Raw genomic sequence first — 22,801 nt, 5'->3', positions numbered from 1 at the left:
TTTTTATCTTTGACTATATGAATTCGAGTACGAGGCCATCTCCGGAACTTCTCTTGCCCGTGGGTACGCGCGAGATGCTCGAGGCCGCCGTCGCAAACGGCGCCGATGCCGTTTATTTCGGGGTTCCGCACTGGAACGCGCGCGGGCGCACTGAGGACTTTTCGCTCGAAGACGTCGGCGAGATGATCCGGTATGCGAGGGTGCGCGGCGTGCGCACGTTCCTCGCGATGAACGTGCTGGTATTCGAACGCGAACTGCGGGAGTTGCCGGAATTCCTCGCGAAGGTGATTTCGCTGGAACCGGACGCATTCATTATCCAGGATATCGGGCTTGCGCGCCTGATACGCGCCATCGCGCCCACGCAGGAAATTCACGCAAGCACGCAGATGACGCTCGCTAGCGCCGAAAGCGTGAACCTGGCGGCAAAACTCGGGTTCAACCGCGCCGTGCTCGCCCGCGAACTCTCGCTCAAGGAAATCGCACGCATCAAGGAAGCGACCCCGCTCGAGCTCGAAGTGTTCATTCACGGCGCGCTATGCGTGAGCTATTCGGGGCAGTGCCTCACCAGCGAGAACTTTGGCGGCCGGAGCGCAAACCGAGGGCAATGCGCCCAGAGTTGCAGGCTCCCCTACCGCATATTCGTGGACGGCAAGGAATTCCGCGATACGGATGCGCAATACCTGTTCAGTCCGCACGACCTATGCGCACTCCCGCGACTCGATAAACTTGAAGAAATCGGCGTAAACTCGCTGAAGGTGGAAGGCCGCCTCAAGAGCCCGGAATACGTGGCGGCGGTCGCGCGTGCCTACCGCAAGGCGCTAGACCGCATTCCGCTCGAAGGCAAGGACATGGAACCGCTCGAAGTGCTGTTCAGCCGCGGGTTACGCACGGGCTGGCTTGACGGGGACAACCACCAGGAACTCGTGGACGGCACGTTCAGCAACCATCACGGGATGTTCCTCGGGACGGTCGTGCGCGTGGAACGCGGGTGTGTCGTGGTGGAACTGGATGAATGTTTGGAGATCCCCGCCTGCGCGGGGATGACAAAACAGGACAAGGGATGCGCCGATGGCCTTGTCGCAGGTATGATGCCGCGGCCGGGTGACGGGATCCTCTTCGAGGAACCGAGATTCGCGCAAAGCGCCGGTGCGAGACTCTACGCCTCGCAAGTCGTGCACGAGCACAAGGGCAAGCCATCTACGCGCGGGTGCGGCCCGCAACTCCTGAAGATGGAATTCGGGCGCGATTTCGACACGCGGCAGGTCGCCCGCGGGATGAAGGTGTACAGGAACGACTCCCCCGCGCTGGAAAAGGAACTGCGCAAGACGTTTACCGACCGCGAGCAGGCGAAGCGCATTCCCGTGAAGATGCTGCTGGAAGGTTGCATTGGCACGCCCCTGTCGCTTACCGTGCAGGACTATAGCGGGCATTCCGTGACGGCGCAGGGCGACACTCCCATCGAAGAAGCCCGGAACAGCAGTGCGGTCGCGGGCAAAAACGACGCGGGTAAATGCGATGCGGGTAACAAACTGCGCGACCTCGCACAGAAGGAACTTTCGGCTCTCGGCTCGACGGTTTACACGCTGGACAATCTCTCGGTCAGCGTCGCGCCAAACGCGTTTATCGCCGGAAAGATGCTCCGCACGCTCCGCCAGAAGGCGATAGAACTGCTCGACAACGCGCGCTGCGAATGGAAGGAACTGAACCCGAGTGCCAATGCGGGAAGAGCACTGCTCAACAGCGTGAAGTTTGGCACGAAAGTTGCGCCCACTGCCGCTCGACCGATCATTTCGGTGCTCGTCCGCAGCCCCGAACAAATCCCTGCGCTCGAAGGACTCGACATAGACAACGTTGTCATGGATTTCGACTGGGGCGTAAAATACGACGAACCGCTTGAACAAATCCGCGAACTCGGTTTCAGGGCAGGTATGGCCACGCTCCGCATCCACAAGCCGGGCGAAAGCCACTACCTCAAGAACATCCTGCGGCTCTGCCCCGACTTTGCGCTGGTCCGTAACCTCGGTGCACTTTCCATCCTCAAGGAAAGCGGCATTCCGCTCGCGGGCGACTACAGCCTGAACGCCGCAAACTGCCTGAGCTACGACTGGCTCCTGTCACAAGGATTGCAAACGCTCCACCCCTCGTGGGACCTGAACTCCACGCAGCTTTTCGACCTGCTGGGCGATATCGACGGGAGCCGCATGGAACTCACGCTCCACCAGTACATGCCCGCCTTCCATTCCGAATACTGCGCGTTTGCCCGCGCGCTCACTACCGGCAGGCGGTTCCCCGAATGCGGCAAGATTTGCACCCAGCACAAGGTCGAAATTCTTGACCACAAGGGGGAGCGACACTTTCTGCAGAGCGACGCGGAATGTCGCAACACGCTATTCGTTGGCAAGCCGCAATCGGCCCTGAAATTATTGCCGGATTTACGCGCCGCCGGAGTGAACCACTTCCGCCTCGAAATGCTCCAGGAAGACGCTGCAACAGTGCGCAAGAAGGCGCTCATCTACACGCAGGCCATCCGCGGGAAGATTTCCATCGAGGAAGCTATCCGCATGGCGGGCGTCGAGGAGAAATACGGCCTGAGCGAGGGCCAGCTCTTCAACGAAAGCGTGTGGCACGACCGCAAAAAAAATGACGCCGGCAAATAAGCCGACGCCATAATTAAGCCATAATTACGCGAACTAATCAGCGCAGTACATGCTGTACATCTCATCCTTGGTGAGATTCTTGAACGTATCGGCATCTTCCATAACTAAGAATTTACCATCGCAAGAACCGCTTGTGTCACTGGGATCAAGATCAAGCAACATCTGGCAAGACTCGGCATCGCCCAAATCAGTCTTGGTAACAGCGACAGCCTTGCCGGTGCCCCACTTAACAATCATCTCGCCACCACCTTCGCCCTTAGCGATGGACCAGGTGTCATCAGACTTTTCGAAGTTGCAGGTAATGTCAGATGCCTGACCACCTTCATCTCCATCCTCGTCATCGGAGCCTGTCGAACCTTCATCATCATCGACGTCAGAAGAACCGCCGTCGTCGCCAACAGAGCCTTCATCGTCGGTATCCGTACCGGTGTCGTCGTCATCGTCAAGCGATTCCGTTATGAATTTATCCGTGGATTCTTCACACTTAAATTTTACAGTGAGAATCACAGCGTCCTTTTCTACACCCTTAAGCGTGGTTGAATCTGTTCCTACGAGAATATGTTCCTCACAGGTATAAACCATGTCTGTTTCTGTTTCTATTTCTTTTCTTCTTTCACGTTCATATTCACAACCATCCTTTGAGCTCACATTTGTCCTGTACTGCACAACAACCCCGTCATCAGTCCAGATATATGTTTCTTGAACAGGATGCGTGTTAACGACCCACTTGTCATCGCTTTTCTTGATGTCGCATACGGATGTCTTGATGGATTCGATGCCCGAATCATACCCACCCGATGTTCCGTTACTATCATCGTCGCCACAGGCGGTCAGGCAAGCCATGGTGGTCAGGGCGAGGGCGCCGGTCCAAAGCAATTTCTTCATATTTACTCCTTGAATCTGGTGTTTAAGAAGAATATAAACAAAAAAGAAGAAGTATGCACAAGTTTTCACAACATACTTCACTTTTCGTGCAAAAATTTGTCTTTTATCACGTTGCAAACCGCTTTTTTCTATATTTAGCCTACTTTTTTACCCCCTCACACAAAGGAACATCATGAAAATCGCCGACAAGACCGTAGTCCAGATGCACTACACCCTCACCTCCGACGAAGGAGCCGTCATCGATTCCTCCGAAGGCCGCGAACCGCTCCAGTACATCCAGGGCGCACACATGATCGTCGTGGGGCTCGAAAACGCGATGGTCGGCCACGAAGTCGGCGACAAGTTCGATGTGAAGGTCATCCCCGCTGAAGGTTACGGCGAATATGACGAGCGCATGACGCAGGAAGTCCCGATGGACGCTTTCCAAGGTGTCGAGAAGGTCGAGGCCGGCATGATGTTCTACGCGCAGACGCCCATGGGCCCGATGCCCATCCGCGTGAAGTCCGTCGCGGGCGACAAGGCCATCATCGACGCGAACCACGAACTCGCGGGCAAAAACCTGAACTTCGCCATCGAGGTCGTGAGCGTGCGCGAGGCCACCGAAGAGGAACTCAACCCGCAAGGCCACCACTGCTGCTGCGGCGGCAAGGGCGATGGCGAATGCAAGTGTGGCGAGGAAGGCCATGAATGCGAATGCGGCGGCGAAGGCCACGGCCACCACGGACACAAGGAAAACTGCGACGGCAAGGGCGGCTGCGGCTGCCCCAACCACGACAAGCATCACGGCAACGGGTAAGCGTTAAGCTGCTGTTGTAAACCGCCGCGGGTATTAAATTGCCGCGGGCGCTATGTTGCCGCGGGCACTATGCTACCGCGGTTAGCTTGCGAGCCAGCCGCCGAAATGCAAAAAATTGCAAAATTGGGTACCAAACTGCATTAAATTGCACTGTTTGGTACCCAAAATTTTAGTTTGTCCACAATAATATTGGCAAAATTGCCGCCACGATGGGTACCAAACCACAGAAAAAAAGTATTTTGGTACCCAACCGAAGCATTTTTTAGCGTTTATTAGACACTAATCGCCCGAAATTCAGTTACTTTGTTCTAAAAAATGGGTGCCAAAATAGGCAAAACAACCCTGTTTGGTACCCAATTTGGGCAAAAATCCAGCATGAGCGCCGGCTAGAAGCAGAACCCCACGACAATACCGGCGGCTCCGATGATGGACAAGGCAATCCCGATGCCGAGTTTTGTGCCATTGCCGTTATCAACGGTTTTCTCCTCAAATGTCTCGTAATCATATTCGGTCGTGGTGTCTGTGCTCCCCATAGCGGCAAGCACTATACCCGTCGTGAGCAAAACGCTTCCGCCACCAATAAGCCCCCAACGGATCCATACCCTGTTCTGGGTGTTCTTAACCGCAGGGACTTCGTTGATGGGCTTGTTCGACCTGGGCATGTCATCGTCATCATCGTCAAACTGCACATCCTTAGCGGGAGTGACTGCGAGCTTATCCGCATCTTCCTCCGCATCTTCATTTGCATCGGGGTCAACGCTGCTGGCCTCGCCGATACCGCCGGAACCTGCATTCCTGTTGGATTTCACCTTGCCGAAGAATTCCGGAGCGTTCTCCTTGATAACCTTCAGTAGAGCCTCCACATTCTTGCCGTTCCCGTTGAAACTCGCCACGAGTTTGTTGCCCGCAGTCTCGTAGATTTCTGCCGAGAGGGCAAGTTTCGAGCCGAAGCTGCTCACGCGCGCCTGGCACACGAAATCGGCAGAAATGTTCCGGCCCGTCTCCGCAAGGCAACTACCCTCGCAGTCCTCGATGGCCTTCCCCGGCGGGAGCATCGCAGAGATGTTGTCACGCGTCATGATGGTGTAGCCGTCTTCTGCGGGGAGTTGCTTGACGGCTTCCTCGCGCAATACGTTCGTGAGGTACTGCCTGTCGGAGAGCGTCACCTTCTTCTTTACCGCAGGGGCTACGCCCGTCTCGAGCACGGCGACATGCGTCGCGAATGCACCCGAAGCGCATACGAGCAAAAGAAAGATCGTTGCCAGAAGTCGCATTTGTGGCTCCTTACTTTGTACGCATAACGCGAAGTTTATTCCGAGAAGACGAACGGGATTGTCACCGTGGTGTTGCCGGCACCGGCCTCGCCAAAGTTCCATTCACTGACTTTCTTCTTGATTTCCTCGTCAAACTTGGCGTTGTTTGTCGTAGATGACTTAATGGACATAGAAACGACCTTGCCATCCGGGCCAATCGTAAACTTCAGGACGACTCTGCCCTCGAAACTCGGGTCGTTTTCCCTGTACTTGTTGTAGATGCTTCTGAGCGCCGGAGTGCGATTCTTCACGACCTTCATGATGTCGGCAGCCGAGCGGGGGCCCTTGGCCTTGACTTCATTCTCCTGCGCAGTCGCGTGGCCGCCCACATTCGCGTCACCGATACCCCCGCTGCCGTTTTTCGCGGAACCGCCGAGCTTATCGCCGTCGCCCTTGACCCGACGTCCACCTTTTTTGCCGGAATCGCCAGCAGTGTCCGAGAAATCGAACGGGACAATCAGAGTCTTGTTGTTGCTCCCCGGGATCTCGCCAAAGTCCCATTTGCTGACGGCCTCCTTGATTTGCTGGTCAAATTCAAGTTCGCCTGTCGTCGTGCCCTCGATAGAAATGTCGATGATGTTCCCGCTTGCCGCGATGGTGAACTTCAGCATGACACGGCCCTCGAACTTCTTTTTCGTGTCTTTTTTGTACTGCTTGTAGATGTCGTCGAGTTCCTGGTAGTGCTGGTTTATGACCGCATCGAGATCCTTGCTGGAGCGGATGGCGTCGTCTTCGTCTTCTTCGAAGTTGCTCTCGAAACCTCCGAACAGGGGCGCCCAGTAATAGTTGTAAATCTGGTCGACATCCACATAGGGAACTTCGTTGTCGCCCTTCCAGGCCTTATACTTGGTGACCTTGATGGTGCACCTCTTCTTGTCGCCCGTCACGTCGATGTAATAACGGTGCGATATCGTGCCGACCATCCCGTACCCGGCGTAGAGCATGGCGAGGTGCCTTTCCGTCACGATTCGGCCCGCCATCGGGTCGGCCTTGGTAAGCTCGACTCCCCTGCCCACAAAGGTCCTGATGACTGCGTTGTAGCACACATGGTGAGGCTGGTTGTAAGTCCTGGTGAGGTACTGGTCGTAGAGCGCAGGATCGTTCAGTTGCATGGTCTTTGCGCAGCCCGAAAGAAGGGCGACAGAAGCGACGAGTAATGCAAGAAGGGGCTTTTTCATACTTTCTCCTTTTTGTTGTCGGGCCATGTGAGAGACAAGACGTATGGCGGGTCTCATAAGGCGGGCCTGATATCGGGTTTGGTATCAGGTCACGCTGGAGAATGTAAAAAAAAAGGCACATACAGTCGGCTGAGAGTTTTGAAAAACAGGACGATTTGGAGGCTCTCGGGTTGTCTGGAGCGCAGTTTGGAAGCGTTTGGGCGCGGTTTGGGGCTTAGGATGCGCGAGAAAGCGCGGGAAAACGCGGGAAAGGCGCTTTTAGAGGTGTAAATTGCATTTGTGGCGGTGAAATCGGGAATTTTTTGCTGTTTTCACCGCCACTTTGTTATGTTGTATGTAGTTTCATGGCAAAAAATGTAGGTCCGTGGCGGTGAAAAAGGAGATTTTCAGGCAATTTCACCGCCGGAATGAGGGAAACCGGCAAAAAATCGAGCGAATTTTTGAGCGTTCCGCGTCTTTTACTACACACAAAGTAATTTTTGGCGGTGAAATGAGAGATTTTTTACGGTTTTCACCGCCACTTTCGCGATTTCGGGGTGCGAATGTTGTTGAAACGAAGGTTGCGAGATGCGCGCGAAATGAGCCTTACCGCATGCAAATGCGGCGAGCAATTTGCCGCAAGACGCGCAGGCCGTAGGTAACGACGTTCAGGTTGGATTTTTCGCCGGCATAGCGCGTGGGTATCGGGAGTTCGGCCAGTCGCCACCCGCGGGCGTCGGCGATGGAGATTATTTCCAAATCGATGTCGAAGCTCGGGCTGAGTTTCGCGAGGTCAAGCGTCTTCAAAAATTCCGCATTGTAGACGATGAAACCGCTGTGGCGGTCTGTAAGTTTTTGCCGGAAAGCGATGTTTTCGAGCGCCGTAAGGAACGCGCCGCCGATGCGCTTGTGGAGGGGCATGTTGCCGGCACGGGCTGCCCCCGGGACGAGGCGGCGCGAGCCTTGCACCAGAGCGATTGCGGGAGAATTGCCTGCTGGCGCACCTACCTCGGGTTGGCCGCACGGGTCAAATTCGGGTGCGGTATTTTCGGGTGCGGCATTTTCGGGCGGGTTGCCCGCGGTTTCAAGATGCGCGAAGAATTCGCCAAGTTGTTCTGCAGGGTACTGCCCGTCGCCATGCAGGCAAGCGATGTATTTTGCACCGGATCGCAGCCCTTCGGATATTCCGCGCTTCACCACGGCTCCGTAACCCAAGTTCCTCTCGAAACGCATGTACTGCAGGTGGTCCGCGCATGCCAAACCTGGAGCGGCGCGGTTATCTCCCGTGCAGTCACTGTCCGTGCATGCCAAACTTGGAGCGGCGCGGCTATTACCAGCAACTCCATTGCCAACACAGTTGGTACCCGCGATTGCATTACCCGCGACTTCACTGTCCGCGGCACTTGCCTCCCCCGCGACACCCGCCGATTTAGCGACAAACGTTTCATAAACCCCGCGCGTATCGTCCTTCGAGCCGTCGTCAATCACGAGCACCTGCGCGCGTTCCATGACCGCGGGAGGAATGCGCCCCAGCACGCCGGCGAGAGTCGCGGCGACATTGTATGCAGGGACAAAGATGAAGTAGTCGGGAATCATTGTTAAACGGAATAATGCATCACGAACCAGGAGAGCGATTCTTCCAGAGCCGTGTCGAGCGGGATGCGCGCCCTGAACCCGAGCAGGCGCTCGGCCTTCGCAATCGAGGGCATGCGACGCATCGAATCGTCATAACCCGCGCCGTAGTATTCCTCGCCCGAAACGCTTTGCGGTTCCGGCAACGTAGAGACATCGACCCCGCGCACCTTCGCGAAAATCGCGCGCATTTTCTGCGCCAGTTCCGCAATCGAAACCTCGTTCTCAGCATTCCCCACATTGAACGCCTGCGAGAATACACCAGCGTCCGGCGCGGCACCTACCTTCAATTCGCTAGCACCAGGCGCAGAACCTACCTTCAATTCGCTAGCATTCGGCGCGGCACCTACCTTCGATACACCCACGGCATCTCGACCCGAGTGACCAGCGCCCGCCGCGGTTTTACAACCAGCATCCGGCGAATCACCGACACCAAAACTCAACGCGCATCCAAGTCCAGCATCGAACAGCGCAAACAAGAAATCAATCGCGTCGTGCACGCTCGTAAAGCAGCGCTTCGCCTTCCCGCCGTTCACGAGCTTCAGGGGTTCGCCCCGCAAAAGCGCCGTCGAAAAGTTCGCGAGTACCCGCGGGATTCCCTCGCCGTCCACGCCCGGCATAAAGTCCATGTACGGCCCGACAAAATTGAACGGGCGCACCACCGTCCAGCGCAGGCCGGGCAGACCCGCGATAAACCGTTCCGCCAGGAGCTTCGCCGTCGCATAGCTCCAGCGGCTCGCGGTAACGGGCCCGAACACGGCAGGCGTCGAATCTTCCACCAACTCGCCCGAATCGGCAGCAGTCTTCCCGTAAATCTCAGACGTGGAAAAATGCACGAGCCAGGCCCCGCTCTTCGCGCACGCCTCGGCCAAGGCCGCCGGATGGTCGTAGTTGCTCCGGATAACCTCGCACGCCTCCCCCATGTAGCGGCTCGGCGTACAGATGGCCGCGAGGTTCACCACCAGCGGAAACTGCGCGATGCGCTCCACGACAGCGGGGTCGGCCAAATCCGCACACAGGAACTCGCACCGCTCATGGTTCAAGCGGTGTTGCAGCCTGTAGAAATCGAGATCCACGCCAAAAACGCGCCAGCGGGTACGTTCCAGCACGGCGTCGAGCAAATGGCTACCGATAAAACCACCGCAGCCCACGATGGCCACGGTGAAACTACTGTCGTCGAAGCGGGGGGTCATTACTCCTTGACCTTGAAGGTCCCGGACTTGCCCGCCTTGGACTGCTTGGAATACGGGTAGACGTAGATGTAGGCGTCGTCTGCCGCAACAATGCCCTCGGCATCCAGCTTGATGCTGTACTCGTTGCAGGTCTTGCCATCGATTACAGCGTCGTCGATGCTTTCTTCGAGCAGGTTCACCTTCTTCGCGCCCTCGTCGAAGCGGAGCTCAACACCGAAGCCGCCAAAATCCATGTCGGAGCCGAACACGACCTTGATGGTCTCGCCCACCTTGAATTCCTCGCCGCCCTTCGGGGAAACGACCTTCACACCGTCGGTCACGGAGCAGTCCGCAGTATCGTTGTTGCTCGGACCGGTGGAGGATTCATCGTCACCGCAAGCGAAAAATGCGAGCGAACTTGCAAGAATCAAAGCATGAGTAAACTTCATAAATTCCTCGTTTGTTGTTTATGTGAACAATATACAAAAACGCCTAGCGGGCCACGACCTGCTTGCGGATTTTTTCGGACAAATCGCGCCCGCCCAGCTGCGCGATGCACTCGAACGCGAATTCCTCGGCGGTTCCGGCCCCGCGGCTCGTGACGATATTGCCGTCCACCACCACGCGGTCTTCCACAAACTTGCTGCAGACAAGTTCAACTTCGCAACCCGGGAAGCATGTCGCCGTGCGGTCCACAAGAAGCCCGGCCTTGCTCAGCACGAGCGGGGCCGCGCAGATGGCGAAAATCCACTTGTTCTTGTCGTTGAAGTCGCAAACGACGCGTTCCACGTCGGCAGATGCCTTGAGGCGCTGCACGCCCGGACCGCCACCCGGCAGGAGAACGGCATCGAACTTTGATGTGTCGGCACCCGAAAGTGCAAAATCTGCCGCAATCTTGAGCCCGTGGGCACCCGTCACGAACGAATCGCCCGAAACGCACGCAAGCGCTACCTCGAAACCCGCCCGCTGCAGGTAGTCGAACGGTGTGACGAATTCGGTTTCCTCGAAACCATCGGCCATAAGAAAAAGAATCTGCATATTGAACCTCTTTTTGAGGAAAATAATAAATTCAAAGACTATTCATCTTAGACCGACTTCGCTATTCGTTCCGCAATCGCCCCTATTTTTTCATACGATATCAAATGGCAGAGCATATCGGTAAACTTTCCATACTTCCGGTATAAAAGATTAAATGTAAAGTAGGCTGCTCTTATGCCCTTAGACTCCGGACGACGTCTCCATATATTTTTCAAGCTATATATTTCTTTATAAATCCAATGATACCCTTGATACAATTCCTGCCTAGTCATTCCTCTTGGTTGATAAACCACATGAGCCGTATTGTAAAGGGTCAAGTCATCGGTAAGGATTCTTCCTTCCGATTTCATCCTGTCATAGAGAGCCGTTCCCGGATAAGGCGTCAGAATATGGGATGTGACCGTTTCAATCTTATTTTTCACAATCCAATCTAGAGTCGACTTAAAGACTTCTGGCGTATCGCCATCCAGCCCAAAGACGAAACTAGCGTTAATCATGATACCCCTTTCATGAATAGCCCTTATCGCTTTCTCATATTCCTGCGTGTGGTTCTGAACTTTGTGAACCCCGCTTACAGAATCCGGATTGATACTTTCAAAACCGATAAACAGACTTTGACATCCTGATTTTTTCATCAAGTCAAGCAATTCATCATCGAATGCCGCATTGATGGACACGGCCGCCCTCCACTTTAATCGCAACGGCATAATTTCTTTCAGGAACTGTTTTGTCCATATTGGGTTCCCCGCAAAATTATCATCGATAAACATGATGTGTCTCGAATGAACCGCCCTAATATCCGCCAAGACATCCTGAATATTGCGATTTAGGTATTGATGCGCTTTAGCGCTGTTATAGCAAAAATCACACCTAAAAGGACAACCCCTGCTTGTGTGAACGACATGACAGTATAAGTATTCGCCTTTCTTGAAGAAATCGTATGCAGGAGAAACTACAAGGTTTCCATCTTGCAGTTTTGGGCAGCGATAGACAGGCTTCAGATTGTTGTCCAGAAAATCCTTTATAATCTCCGGCCAAGTGCCTTCTGCAGCGCCAATGCAAAGCACATCAAAAGCATTTGCCGGGATCGTATCAAAGGCGGTCGTCACATGAATTCCCCCAGCAACAACAATGGAGCCTTTTTCACGAAAATGTCGCGCTATCTCGATGGCCCTCGGCAAGGTGTCAACCGTAACCGATATTCCAACAATATCAGGCGCATCATCATAATGAATTTGCTGAATATTTTCATTTTCCAGTTGCACCCTGTGCTCTTTCCTGACCAGATTCACAATCGTGAGCAGGCCCAAAGGAGGTGCCATGTGCAACTTTATGTCCGTATCCATTGGACGACGATGCATCTTGGGTTGAATCAATTTGATAAATAGCTGTTTTTCCACTGGTACAATTATAACAACACATACCACTCTACTTCCCTCGGGCTATATTTTTTACTACATTTGTGCCTATGAATTTCAAGGACCGCATTATCCGCGCCACGGGCAAAAAGACGCCCTTCCGCCTGATTGTCGTCGACTTGACCGCGACGATGAACGAAATCGGCAAGCAGCATAACGCACAGGGGTTCGCCCTCAAGCTTTTGGCCGAAAACTCCATCGCAAGCATTTTCCTGAGCGCAAGCCTCAAGTACGCGGGCACGGTCTCGCTGACTACGCGCTTTGGCGGCGAAATCACGAAGGTTTCTTCCGACACGACGCCGATGGGGCTTGTGCGCGCAATGATCCCGCAGGCCGAACTCCAGGCCGTGGGCGGTAACGAACCCGCGCTCATCCCGCAGAGCGTGCAGGTCGTGAAACTGAACGAGCAGGGCAAGCGTGTCCACGAGAGCATCATCGAGGCGCCCGCCGTTTCGATGGGCCAGAACCTCGCCACCTACCTGCTGCAGTCCGAGCAGATCCGCTCCGCCGTGGGCATCGAGGCGGCATTCAACCGCGAAGACCCGAGCAAGCTCGACTACGCCGCGGGGTTCTATATCGAGGCTTTCCCCGACCTCGAGGACAAGGATATCAACCTCATCGAAGTCATCGTGCAGAACCTGCCGAAGTTCAAGGACATGAACACGCCCGAGGGTTTTGACCTGGACGAGCTGCTGGACCAGCTGCGCGGGCCGTACGAAATCGACATCGTGAAGGAAATCGACCCGAAGGCCTACTGCCCCTGCAGCCGCGAACGCATGGTGGCGACGCTTGCAACGCTCCCGCTCAAGGACCTGCAGGAACTCGAAGCCGAAGGCAAGGAGCTGGAAGTCATCTGCGACTTCTGCCGCACGCCGTACCAGATTACGGTCGCAGACTTGCGCGAGATTATAAACGAGAGACGAAAGACGAGAGACGAGAGAAAATAACTATTCGGCTACGTGTCATCCTGAGCAAGCGAAGCGCGTCGAAGGATTTTAATAAAAGCAAACTACTAGATTCTTCGACTTCGAACCTACGGTTCACCGCTCAGAATGACACAACAACTACTAACCACTGATTACTGATTATGTTTACGAAGCAATGTGTCGTTACCCTGGACCTTGAAGGTGTCCTCGCCCCCGAAATCTGGATTGCCGTCGCCGAGAAGACGGGTATCGCGGACCTGCGACTCACCACGCGCGACATCCCCGACTACGACGTGCTCATGAAGGGCCGCATCGCCATCCTCGACCGCGAGGGCATCAAGCTCTCGGACATCCAGAACGTCATCGCGAACCTCGGGCTTCTGGACGGCGCGCGCGACTTCATGGACAAACTCCGCGACGAGACGCAGGTGATTATCCTTTCGGACACGTTCCAGGAATTCGCCTACCCCATCATGAAGAACCTCGGATTCCCGACCATTTTCTGCCACAATCTCGTGGTGGAAAACGACCGCATCAGGGGCTACCACCTGCGCATGAGCGACCAGAAGACGAAGGTCGTGAAGCACCTGCAGGAGCTGAACTTCAAGGTGTTCGCTTCGGGCGACTCCTTCAACGACACGGGCATGCTCAAGCAGGCGGACAAGGGGTGCTTCTTCTGCGCGCCGGACTCCATCGTGGCGCAGTTCCCGCAGCTCGAAGCCACAAAGACTTACGCCGAGTTGCTCGAGAAGTTCCACCAGTTCCAAGAAATGTTATAAAACCGCTCGTTCGACGTTTCGGGTGTCGAGACCTCCGGTTCCTCACTCACTTTCGCAACCGCCCCTGTTTAAGAACAGGGGCTTTGTTGCTCACGGAAGCGCTTCCCCAAAGAGGATAACTCTACTAAGGTGCTAAAGCACCAAGTATCGTATAAAAGCGCTAAGTGGTCAAAGTGCTTTCGGGTCGCATTTTTGCATTTTGGCAGACCAAATGGCAGCAAAACACTCATTTAGTCTGCCATTTTACGCACAAAGTAACTAAAAGAAGCCCTTTTTTCTTGAAAATCGGTGAAATCCGGCGCATTCGACGCAAATTTTGCGAAGAAAACATCGAAACCGCCCGCTTCAACTACAAACAAAGTAATTTTCAGCAGACTAAATCCAACAAAACAATGCGTTTGGTCTGCCATTTCAAGCATTTTACTATTTGGGTAAGCGATCAAAAAAATGCGGGGCCCGCGTTCACGGGTCCCGCTCTGGAGTTAACCAGGAGTTAGGAAATTACTTGAGGGTCGGCGTATCCCAGTCAATCCACTCGGACTTGTTCCACTTAGCGATGCTGCTGAAGGATTCTACCTTGCCCTTTGTCGTTCCGCTCTCGTTCAAGAAGGCGTTGACATAGGCTTTCACCTCATCGTAATGGTCTTGCGGCAGGTCGCAGTGGTTATGACCACCCTTCTGAGCATAGGTGTAATTGTCTTCGATGCCGAGGGCCTTGAACACTTCAAGTGAAGCATTGCCGCAGTAGTTCGACGGGACCTCGCCAAGCCAGTCAAAGGACTGGTTGTCAAGCAGGAGGAGTGCACGCGGTGCCACCATGGCCGTCAGCATGTGCTGGTCGAACGGGAGGGTGGTTTCCTTGCCATCGTAATTCTTGAAGCTGCTTTTCATCCAACGGCCTTCAGTACCTGCACTGGCAAGGCCCTGCACGAACTGCGTGCCCTTCTGCTTGTTCACCTGGGCGATAGAACGCCAGAGAGACGCGCCACCGGAACCGGATTCCTGCGGAATCACGAGTGCAATGCGTTCATCAAACGCACCAGCAATCAGGGAACCCTTGCCATGGCGCGAACACCCGGTAACACCCAGATGGTGCACATCAATGCCCGCCTCGGGGGTCTTTTCAAGAGCGTCGATTACACGGCTAATACCCCATGCCCAAGCAATGGCGGTACCTGCATCGGAGCCATTATAGAGCTGGAAGAAGGAGCCACCGCCGTTTTCGGGAGCGACGTCATCCGGATTGAACGAAATCATGGCAACGCCAAGACCGTTCGTAGAGGCACCCAGGCTTCCGCAACCGCCAAAGCTCGCAAAGCCGATGATGCCGGGTTTCGGTTTATCCTTGGTTCCGCCTCCAGAAATGCTGACAGAGAAAGAGATGGATTTGCCCTTGTCGGTCACGGATACCTTGAGTTTGTTACCAGAGAAGGAGCCTTCGACCTTTTCGGGGTTACGCGGCTTTTGGCCGAACATAATCTTTTCGTACATCGCGCCGATTTCTTCGCGGCGGCACTTCCATTCATCCTTCGTGGAAATGCGCTTGCCGTCGAGGCCCATGAACGGGTCGGGCAGCTTCGCGTTGTTCACGCTCGTCGGGATGTTGCCAATCTGGCATTCGCTGCGGTGGTCTTCCACGAAGTCGTTTGCGGGTGTCGGCGGCACAACCACGACGCTCGAGCTGGAAACAGGCGGCAAATCGACGGAACTGCTGGAACTGTGATGGTGACGATGCGAGCTGCTGGACGGTTCCGGCAAAATAAGACTACTGCTGGATACGCAAGCCCACGGCGTTTGCGGGCCACACGCAACCTCTGCTTCGCTACTGCTCGATTCACCCAGTTCTAACTCTTCACCCGCTTCGTTTGGATCAGGGCGTTCAGCAGAATACACCGTCCAGGACGAAGAACTGCTCCCCCCCTGTGCAGCAAGGATGGAATCTTCCAGGGCCTTGTTTGCGGAGTCCGCGTTGAATTCCCCATATTGATCGATGAGGCACTGTTCGGTGACACATGCTGTGGTAGAATTGTTGTCTTCTCCACAAGCCCACAACCCGAAGGCAGCGACTGCCAACGGAAATATATATTTCCTTTTATTCATAACCAACCCCATGTTCAAGGCCGGGAATTCGACCTTTCCGGGTATTTCTAAAGTATAAAAAAGAGGAACTAAAAGTACCGATTTCGGTAGAAAAACGTTGTTTGCACTTACAACGTTGCCAAAATGTAAATAAATGCCCTTTACAAGCAAAAAAAAGACGTTATAAGGCCGAGCGCCATGACTCTAAAATTTTACGTTGTAATAAATTAGAACAAAAATGTTCATTTTTAACATATAGAACGCTGAGTGTGCTATATAGAACGCTTTTTTCTTTTTTTCAAAAAAAAACACTCTTTATTGTGCAATTATGCCAGCCAGACCAAACAAATAAAATATATATTGCAATCATAAAAGGAGGAAACATGTTCTACAAGCATTGGAAAAAGATTGCACTTACGTTGACCGCCCTGTTCTGGGCAGGTTGCGAAGACTCGGCCTCATCGGAAGTCGTTCTTTATGGCTGTCCCGACGATATTTGTGCGCCTGCACCCGAAAGCAGCAGCGACGCAAATGATGCACAGTCCAGTTCCAGTGAAACCACCAAGACAAGCTCCAGCAGTATCGAAGAATCAAGTTCCAGCAGCGAATTCGTCGCCGGCCTTCTTTATGGTGTAGAGCCTCCCGATTCCATTGACGTCAAATGTTTCCCGATGGATTCCAGTGTATCGTATTTCCCCAACGATTACAGTGCAGACAATGCCAAATTCTGGAAAGAGGAAGCGGCCAAGCACGATGCCGCAGACAAGATCGACTCCATCAAGCAGACCTTGACAGAAACGCCTACGTGCCTTGAAAACCTGCGTATGGAACTCGACCAATTCGTGGCGCTTTACGGCGCTCCGACCATCATTAGAAATGCGGTAGAAAAATGCATTGACGGCACCATCAGGCCTAGCGAAGAATACGCCAAGTTCCTGAAGATGCAGGAAGAGTGGGAAGCGAACAAGCCCGCCCTGGACGAAGAACTCCAGAAGGTCTACGAAGACAAGATGAAGGAAATCCAGGAACGGATTAACAAGTGCCTGGAGAAATAGACGAAAGAACGGCTCTATGAGCCTATAGACGAAAGATATGATAAAGAAACATTGGAAAAAATTTCTATTAAGCCTGTGCGCTCTTTTCTGGAGCGGCTGCAGCGACGATTCCTCTAGCGACAGCAAGGAGTTGATTGCCTGCGAATTGGAACAGATGTGCCCCGAATACGGCATTATGTACGATTGCGAAAACGAGGAAGATGCGATTGCCGGGAACTTCGAGAATTGCACCATGTCGTACCCGGCGTGCACGGACACGTACTATTGTGAAGACGACGTCACCTGTTTCCAATCGACCGACGACGAAACGAAAACATTCGACTGTCGCGATGAAAAGGATAACAAGACACTCTACACCGAAGACGAATTCAAGTCAAAATACTATGTTGAAAATGAACGTATCCATTAGACAATAATTATACCTATGTTTTACAAGCACTGGAAAAAAATTGCTCTTGCCCTGACCGGCTTTTTCTGGGCCAGCTGCGGAGACGACAGCTCTAGCGATGAAGTTTCTATGATTGCTCCCGATTATGGCGTTCAGGTAATGCCATCCGACTCTATAGGGGGTGCAGTTTGCCTTTATGGCGTAGAGGCCCCTGTCATTGTTGAAGTAAACAATCTTTGCTACAACGACACCGCCGTGAACGAGTCGGGCAAGGTATTCAAGATTATCGACTGCACCGACGGCAACAAGTACCTGAGGGACCCCTCTGCTGCGGGTGCGGAAGGCGTCGAGCTCCCCGAAGGAGTCCAGGTATTCGCCCCGAAGGCCGGCAGCGGAAAAGCCCCGAACTGCACAGAAAATGGTGACGTCTGCATCGAACGGAACCCGTATATTTCCGAAGAACTGGATTCACTGGCCGGCTGCCACCCCATCATTGATTGCCCGGAGAAACCCTAATCACACTCCACATTTCACACCCCACATTTTTATGCAACTCTCTCTTAAAAAGAAACTCGCTCTCGAAGCATACCGCCTTTACCGCCACAACGAAATCAAGGCGCATCCGCTCACGTACTTTTTCTGGGAATGCACGCTGCGCTGCAACTTGCACTGCCTGCACTGCGGTAGCGACTGCGTGAAGGACGCCATCCCCGACATGCCCCGCGAAGATTTTATGGGCGTGCTGGATAAACTCGCCCCGCATATTGACCCGAAGCATTTTATCGTGGTGATTACCGGCGGCGAACCCTTGATGCGCCAGGACCTCGAAGAATGCGGGCAAGAAATCAAGAAGCGCGGTTACCCCTGGGGAATGGTCAGCAACGGACTTGCGATGACTCCCGAACGCTACACCAAGCTGCTGAATGCAGGCCTCCGTTCGCTCACGATTAGCCTGGACGGCCTCAAGGAAAGCCACAACCATTTCCGCGGTGCCCCCACGAGTTTCGATAACGCACTCCGTGCCATCGACATGGCCGCCCACACGCAGGGCCTCACCTTCGACGTGATGACCTGCGTAAACCGCCAGAACTTGAAGGAACTCCCGAAGATTCTCGACATCCTCCTGAAAATCGGCGTGAAGCGTTGGCGCATCGCGACGGTGTTCCCGAAGGGCCGCGCGAAGGACAATCCGCTGTTCCAGCTCACGAACCAGGAATTCCGCCAGGTGTTCGACTTCATCCGCGAAGTCAAGAAACTGAACGTCATCAACGTGAATTACGGCTGCGAAGGGTTCCTCGGCAGCTACGAGAAGGATGCCCGCAACTACCCGTTCTTCTGCCGTGCCGGCGTGAATGTATCTTCCGTGCTTTGCGATGGGAGCATTTCGGCATGCCCGAGCCTCCGCGGCGACTATATCCAGGGCAACATCTACAAGGACGACCTCTGGGACGTGTGGCAGAACCGCTACCAGGTGATGCGCGACCGCAGCTGGGCAAAAATCGGCGACTGCAAGACCTGCAAGTACTGGCGCTACTGCGAAGGCTCGAGCCTCCACCTGCGCGACGAGAAAACGAAAGAGTTGGCCTACTGCCATGTAAAACGCTTGGAAGCCGCCGGGGCATAAACAAGGCCTAAAGCCTGCCGAACAGGGCCAAAATACGCTTTTTTCCTAAAAAAACAGCACTGTACGCCCAGTGTATGTAAAAAAAAAGATTATTGACCGCAATCAACGCCCGAAAGTGATTTTTTTTGCGTTTTTTCTAAAAAAAACGCCTTTTCCATCGAAAAGAAATAATAAATTATAGTTGATGGACAAGGCAATTTTCACACCGAATGAAGAGCACATCATCAAGGTGCTCCTCAAGAAAAACGAGAAGCTCGATGAAGGGATTCTCCGCAAGGCTATTGCCTTCATTGCCGATGCCCACGACGGTCAGTACCGCAAGAGCGGCATGCCCTACACCGAGCACCCCTTTGAGGTGGCCAAGATTCTCGCCGAACTCCAGCAGGACCAGGCGACCGTACTCGCGGGCCTATTGCACGACGTGGTAGAAGACACCCCGCACACGCTTGCCGAAATCGCGACCGAATTCGGGGAAGACACCGCATTCATGGTCGATGCCGTCACCAAGATTACCGCCGCGCAGGAACAGAACAAGGCGGCGCAGAAGGCGGAGACCTACCGCAAGCTTATCACCGCGATGGCAAAGGACCCGCGGGTCATCATGATTAAAATCGCAGACCGCATCCACAACATGCGGACGATGCGCTACATGAAGCCCGAGAAGCGCAGGGCCATTGCGCAAGAGACCTTGGACATATACGTGCCCCTCACCCACAGGTTCGGCCTTTACAAGCTCAAGACCGAACTCGAGGACCTGAGTTTCAAGTACGTAAACCCGGACGAATACCAGAAAATCGTCGACGCGCTTATCGAGAACAAGGAAAAGCGCGAAAAGTACGTGCAGTCCGTGATTGGCCCGCTCCAAATCAAGATGGCGCTCGAAGACTTCGACTGCACCATCCAGGGCCGCACCAAGAACATCTACAGCATCTACAACAAGATGATCAGTCGTGACTGCCAGTTCGAGGACATCTTCGACATATTCGCGATACGCATCATCGTAGAGACCATTCCCGAATGCTACCTCGCGCTTGGCTACGTCCACAACCTGTGGACCCCGATGCAAAGCCGCTTCAAGGACTACATCGCGACCCCCAAGCCGAACCTTTACCAGAGCATCCACACCACAGTCATCGGACCCGAGAACAAGATGGTGGAAGTCCAGATCCGCACGAAGGACATGGACCTGACCGCCGAGAAGGGATTCGCCGCGCACTGGGCCTACAAGATGGAAACCCAGCACGAAGGCGAGGAACTCGCGTGGCTCAACCACATGGTAAAGCTCCAATCGGAAATTTCCGACTCCAAAGAGTATCTTGACTTCTTGAAGGTGGACCTCAAGCCCGAAGGCATGACGGTATTCACCCCGAAGGGAGCCTCCATTGAACTGCCGGAAGGCTCCACGGTGCTCGACTTCGCGTTTGCCATCCACACGGAACTGGGCCTGCACTGCATCGGTGCCCGCATCAACGAGGAAGTCGTGAGCCTCGACCACGTGGTGACGCACGGGGCGACCATCCAGGTGCTCAAGAGCCCGAGCCAGGAACCGAGCCCCGAGTGGCTCGACATCGTAAAGACGGTGAAGGCCAAGCAGGAACTGCGCCGGTGGATGAAGACCAGCATTATACAGCAGTCGCGTAGCCTGGGCAAGGAAATCTGGACCCGCGAGCTCAGGCTTGCGAAAGTCGAGAAGGACAAGCGCCCCGGCGAGGAAGAAATCCGCAAGTATTTCGGCACCCTCTCGATGGACGACTTCTACGAGCGGATTGGCCAGGGCGAACTGCCCCTGCAGGACATCCACAGGTTCATTACCGGCGGGAATTCGCTCCCCAAGGAAATGGCGCTCCGGTTCTTCCCCACCTTCGGGAAAGACAAGAAGGGCGACGTGCGCGACGAGATGCCCCTGCAGATTGGCCAGGAAACAAGCCTCGTGATACACTTCGCAGACTGCTGCGCGCCCCTCCCGGGTGACGAGATTGTGGGCGTCCTCCGCCCGCAAATCGGTATCGAGGTCCACAACAAGAACTGCAGTTGCCTCAAGAACCTCCCGGTAGAACAGCAGATTGCAGTTGCATGGAGCGCCGACGTCAGCAAGCCGTTCATGACCCACCTCACCATCGATACCGACAACCGCAAGAACATCACGCTCGATATCCTCGAGCAGCTCAAGGGTTCCGATGTGTCGCTCGACCGCATGAGTGTCGCAAGCAAGCAGTCCACTGGCCGCATCCGCATGGAATTCAAGGCGTTCCGCAAGGAGCAGGTCGACGCCATCATCACGAAAATCAAACAGATTTCGGGCGTACGGGAGGTTTCGAAGGCATGATTACCCCGCTCCACCACAGCGACTACACGCTCAAGAACCGCGCGTTCAACTGCCGCATGCGCAACCGCTACTACGAGGAAGTCTACTACGCCTTCAGGGCGATTCTCCCCATGGACAAGAACGGCAACATCGACGGTTCTGCCATGGACCTCCCCTGGTTCAACAACCTCAAGCAAGAAATCAAGAGGCTCGACCGCCTTCTCATGACATGCCTCGAATATTCGCAGGCTGCGGTTTTCTACGGGAAAGCCGACATCGCCACGCTCTACTCCAAGGACAAGCGCTGGGGTATCCTCCAGGAAGAAATCTTCCTCGGGCACTTCTTGCAGGAACTGCTCTCGACAACGCGCTATATCATCGCGCGTATCGAGACCGACCAGATGCTACAGCGCTGGAGCGGCTCCATGCAAGATATGAAGGCGAAGCCCATGAATTCCGGCTTCGTGAGTTCCATCCAGGAAAAACTCCTCGCCATGAACAATGCGACCATCGAGGAATTCAAGGACCTCTTCAAGCACATCATCGACAGGTTCCAGATAGGCAATACGCTGTTCGGGACCGTACAGGAGCTCCAGAACTTCTACTAATGACTATTGACTAATGACTAATGACTATTGACTATTGACTATTGACTATTGACTATTGACCAATAACTAATAACTATGTCTGAATACATCATATTATCAATCTTTCTTTTCCTGGGCGCGTTCATCGCGGCAGCGGCTACCGTCACGGGCCTACTGCTCGGCTACCGCACCCGGAACACCAAGAACAAGATGGCCCCGTACGAATGCGGCATGGAGACCATCGGTAACGCACGTATCCAGTTCAAGGTGGGCTACTACCTCTTCGCGCTCCTGTTCCTCGTGTTCGACATCGAAGCGCTCTTCCTTTTCCCCGTCATGATGAACTTCAAGGAAATCATGGCTGGGCACACGGCACTCTCGCCTATCGTCGTTGTTATTGACCTCGTGATATTTATGGCTATCCTTGTATCTGGCCTCGCATACGCCTGGAAAAAAGGAATTCTCAAATGGGAATAATCAATTACGCACCCAAGATTCTAGACCCGATTCCCGGCGGCAAGTACGTCGTGAACGCTATAGACTATGTAGTGAACTGGGCCCGCGCCAACTCCATCTGGCCCCTCACCTACGGCACCAGCTGTTGCGCCATCGAAATGATGTCGAGTTCCATGGCCCGCTACGATATTGCACGCTTTGGCAGTGAAGTGTTCCGCTCGTCCCCAAGACAGGCGGACCTTTTCATTCTGGCGGGCACCATCACGCACCGCATGGCACCTGCCATTCAGATGCTCTGGGAACAGATTCCCGGACCCAAGTACGTGATTGCGATGGGCGCCTGTACCATCAGCGGCGGCCCGTTTATCTATGACAACTATTCCGTGGTGCGTGGCGCACAGAACCTGATTCCGGTCGACGTGTACGTGCCCGGTTGCCCGCCGCGCCCCGAAGCGCTGTTCCACGGGCTCTTGACATTGCGCGAAAAAATTTTGAAGGAAACCTGCCGCCACCCGTGGCATGTAGGCAGGCCGA

General features: G+C 54.3%; 21 protein-coding genes and 1 pseudogene. 12 read left to right on the top strand and 10 right to left on the bottom strand.

Annotated features, from left to right (window positions below):
• The first annotated feature begins 17 nt into the window (after window positions 1-17).
• A complete protein-coding gene (locus tag BUA44_RS11265) occupies window positions 18-2,657 on the top strand; it encodes a U32 family peptidase (protein WP_072812055.1) in 2,640 nt (879 codons plus the stop codon).
• Window positions 2,658-2,690: 33 nt separating this feature from the next.
• Here BUA44_RS11265 and BUA44_RS11260 read toward each other — a convergent pair whose 3' ends face one another.
• Window positions 2,691-3,542, bottom strand: coding sequence for a hypothetical protein (locus tag BUA44_RS11260; RefSeq protein ID WP_143151966.1), 852 nt, complete (start codon window positions 3,540-3,542; stop codon window positions 2,691-2,693).
• Window positions 3,543-3,714: 172 nt separating this feature from the next.
• Between BUA44_RS11260 and BUA44_RS11255 the strand changes: the two genes are divergently transcribed.
• Entirely contained in the window at window positions 3,715-4,338 is a 624-nt protein-coding gene (locus BUA44_RS11255; protein ID WP_072812051.1) for an FKBP-type peptidyl-prolyl cis-trans isomerase, read from the top strand.
• A 386-nt stretch (window positions 4,339-4,724) separates the two neighbouring features.
• Here BUA44_RS11255 and BUA44_RS11250 read toward each other — a convergent pair whose 3' ends face one another.
• The 7 genes from BUA44_RS11250 to BUA44_RS11220 form a co-directional block, all read right to left on the bottom strand.
• Complete coding sequence (locus tag BUA44_RS11250) at window positions 4,725-5,612, bottom strand: hypothetical protein (protein WP_072812049.1); 888 nt, start codon at window positions 5,610-5,612, stop codon at window positions 4,725-4,727.
• A 35-nt stretch (window positions 5,613-5,647) separates the two neighbouring features.
• Window positions 5,648-6,829: a TonB family protein gene (locus tag BUA44_RS11245; protein ID WP_072812047.1), complete on the bottom strand. Its 1,182-nt coding sequence runs from the start codon at window positions 6,827-6,829 to the stop codon at window positions 5,648-5,650.
• A gap of 585 nt (window positions 6,830-7,414) precedes the next feature.
• Window positions 7,415-8,404, bottom strand: a complete 990-nt coding sequence (locus BUA44_RS15720; RefSeq protein WP_072812045.1) for a glycosyltransferase family 2 protein — start codon at window positions 8,402-8,404, stop codon at window positions 7,415-7,417.
• Window positions 8,405-8,406: 2 nt separating this feature from the next.
• A complete protein-coding gene (locus BUA44_RS15990; protein ID WP_083579599.1) occupies window positions 8,407-9,633 on the bottom strand; it encodes an NAD-dependent epimerase/dehydratase family protein in 1,227 nt (408 codons plus the stop codon).
• On the bottom strand, window positions 9,633-10,061 hold the full coding sequence (locus BUA44_RS11230) for a hypothetical protein (RefSeq protein WP_097035422.1): 429 nt from the start codon (window positions 10,059-10,061) through the stop codon (window positions 9,633-9,635). Before BUA44_RS11230 ends, BUA44_RS15990 begins: the two co-directional genes overlap by 1 nt.
• A gap of 43 nt (window positions 10,062-10,104) precedes the next feature.
• The gene (locus BUA44_RS11225; RefSeq protein WP_072812041.1) at window positions 10,105-10,650 is read right to left on the bottom strand and encodes a DJ-1 family glyoxalase III; all 546 of its coding nucleotides are present in this window, start codon (window positions 10,648-10,650) and stop codon (window positions 10,105-10,107) included.
• A gap of 47 nt (window positions 10,651-10,697) precedes the next feature.
• Window positions 10,698-12,011, bottom strand: a complete 1,314-nt coding sequence (locus tag BUA44_RS11220) for a B12-binding domain-containing radical SAM protein (protein ID WP_072812193.1) — start codon at window positions 12,009-12,011, stop codon at window positions 10,698-10,700.
• A gap of 107 nt (window positions 12,012-12,118) precedes the next feature.
• On the opposite strand from BUA44_RS11220, the gene BUA44_RS11215 reads away from it, so the two are divergent.
• Complete coding sequence (locus BUA44_RS11215) at window positions 12,119-13,015, top strand: Hsp33 family molecular chaperone HslO (protein WP_072812039.1); 897 nt, start codon at window positions 12,119-12,121, stop codon at window positions 13,013-13,015.
• A gap of 140 nt (window positions 13,016-13,155) precedes the next feature.
• A complete protein-coding gene (thrH, locus tag BUA44_RS11210; protein WP_072812037.1) occupies window positions 13,156-13,773 on the top strand; it encodes a bifunctional phosphoserine phosphatase/homoserine phosphotransferase ThrH in 618 nt (205 codons plus the stop codon).
• A gap of 230 nt (window positions 13,774-14,003) precedes the next feature.
• Here thrH and BUA44_RS11205 read toward each other — a convergent pair whose 3' ends face one another.
• Together BUA44_RS11205 and BUA44_RS11200 are read right to left on the bottom strand one after the other, a co-directional pair.
• Complete coding sequence (locus BUA44_RS11205) at window positions 14,004-14,183, bottom strand: hypothetical protein (RefSeq protein ID WP_072812035.1); 180 nt, start codon at window positions 14,181-14,183, stop codon at window positions 14,004-14,006.
• 91 nt (window positions 14,184-14,274) lie between these two features.
• Window positions 14,275-15,846, bottom strand: a complete 1,572-nt coding sequence (locus BUA44_RS11200) for a glucuronyl esterase domain-containing protein (RefSeq protein ID WP_255370542.1) — start codon at window positions 15,844-15,846, stop codon at window positions 14,275-14,277.
• 389 nt (window positions 15,847-16,235) lie between these two features.
• Between BUA44_RS11200 and BUA44_RS11195 the strand changes: the two genes are divergently transcribed.
• The 8 genes and pseudogenes from BUA44_RS11195 to BUA44_RS16150 all read left to right on the top strand — a co-directional run.
• On the top strand, window positions 16,236-16,907 hold the full coding sequence (locus BUA44_RS11195) for an MPN domain-containing protein (protein ID WP_072812033.1): 672 nt from the start codon (window positions 16,236-16,238) through the stop codon (window positions 16,905-16,907).
• A gap of 37 nt (window positions 16,908-16,944) precedes the next feature.
• The gene (locus BUA44_RS11190; protein ID WP_072812031.1) at window positions 16,945-17,316 is read left to right on the top strand and encodes a hypothetical protein; all 372 of its coding nucleotides are present in this window, start codon (window positions 16,945-16,947) and stop codon (window positions 17,314-17,316) included.
• Window positions 17,317-17,331: 15 nt separating this feature from the next.
• Window positions 17,332-17,811, top strand: a complete 480-nt coding sequence (locus BUA44_RS11185) for a hypothetical protein (protein WP_072812029.1) — start codon at window positions 17,332-17,334, stop codon at window positions 17,809-17,811.
• Between the two features lie 31 nt (window positions 17,812-17,842).
• Window positions 17,843-18,919, top strand: a complete 1,077-nt coding sequence (locus tag BUA44_RS11180; protein WP_072812027.1) for a TIGR04133 family radical SAM/SPASM protein — start codon at window positions 17,843-17,845, stop codon at window positions 18,917-18,919.
• 184 nt (window positions 18,920-19,103) lie between these two features.
• On the top strand, window positions 19,104-21,245 hold the full coding sequence (locus BUA44_RS11175; RefSeq protein WP_072812025.1) for a RelA/SpoT family protein: 2,142 nt from the start codon (window positions 19,104-19,106) through the stop codon (window positions 21,243-21,245).
• Window positions 21,242-21,832, top strand: coding sequence for a hypothetical protein (locus BUA44_RS11170; RefSeq protein WP_072812023.1), 591 nt, complete (start codon window positions 21,242-21,244; stop codon window positions 21,830-21,832). Before BUA44_RS11175 ends, BUA44_RS11170 begins: the two co-directional genes overlap by 4 nt.
• 75 nt (window positions 21,833-21,907) lie before the next feature.
• Window positions 21,908-22,288 carry an NADH-quinone oxidoreductase subunit A gene (locus BUA44_RS11165; RefSeq protein ID WP_072812021.1) on the top strand — a complete coding sequence of 127 codons (381 nt, stop codon included), beginning with the start codon at window positions 21,908-21,910 and terminating at the stop codon, window positions 22,286-22,288.
• Window positions 22,279-22,797 (top strand): annotated as a pseudogene (locus BUA44_RS16150) (NADH-quinone oxidoreductase subunit B); the annotation flags it as partial. The gene BUA44_RS11165 and the pseudogene BUA44_RS16150, both read left to right, overlap by 10 nt.
• Between the last annotated feature and the right edge of the window lie 4 nt (window positions 22,798-22,801).

The sequence above is a fragment of the Fibrobacter sp. UWR3 genome, from assembly GCF_900143055.1.
In the GTDB taxonomy this organism is placed as follows: domain Bacteria; phylum Fibrobacterota; class Fibrobacteria; order Fibrobacterales; family Fibrobacteraceae; genus Fibrobacter.
Note: the sequence above shows the minus strand (reverse complement) of the source record. Positions and strands in the feature narration are given on the sequence as shown.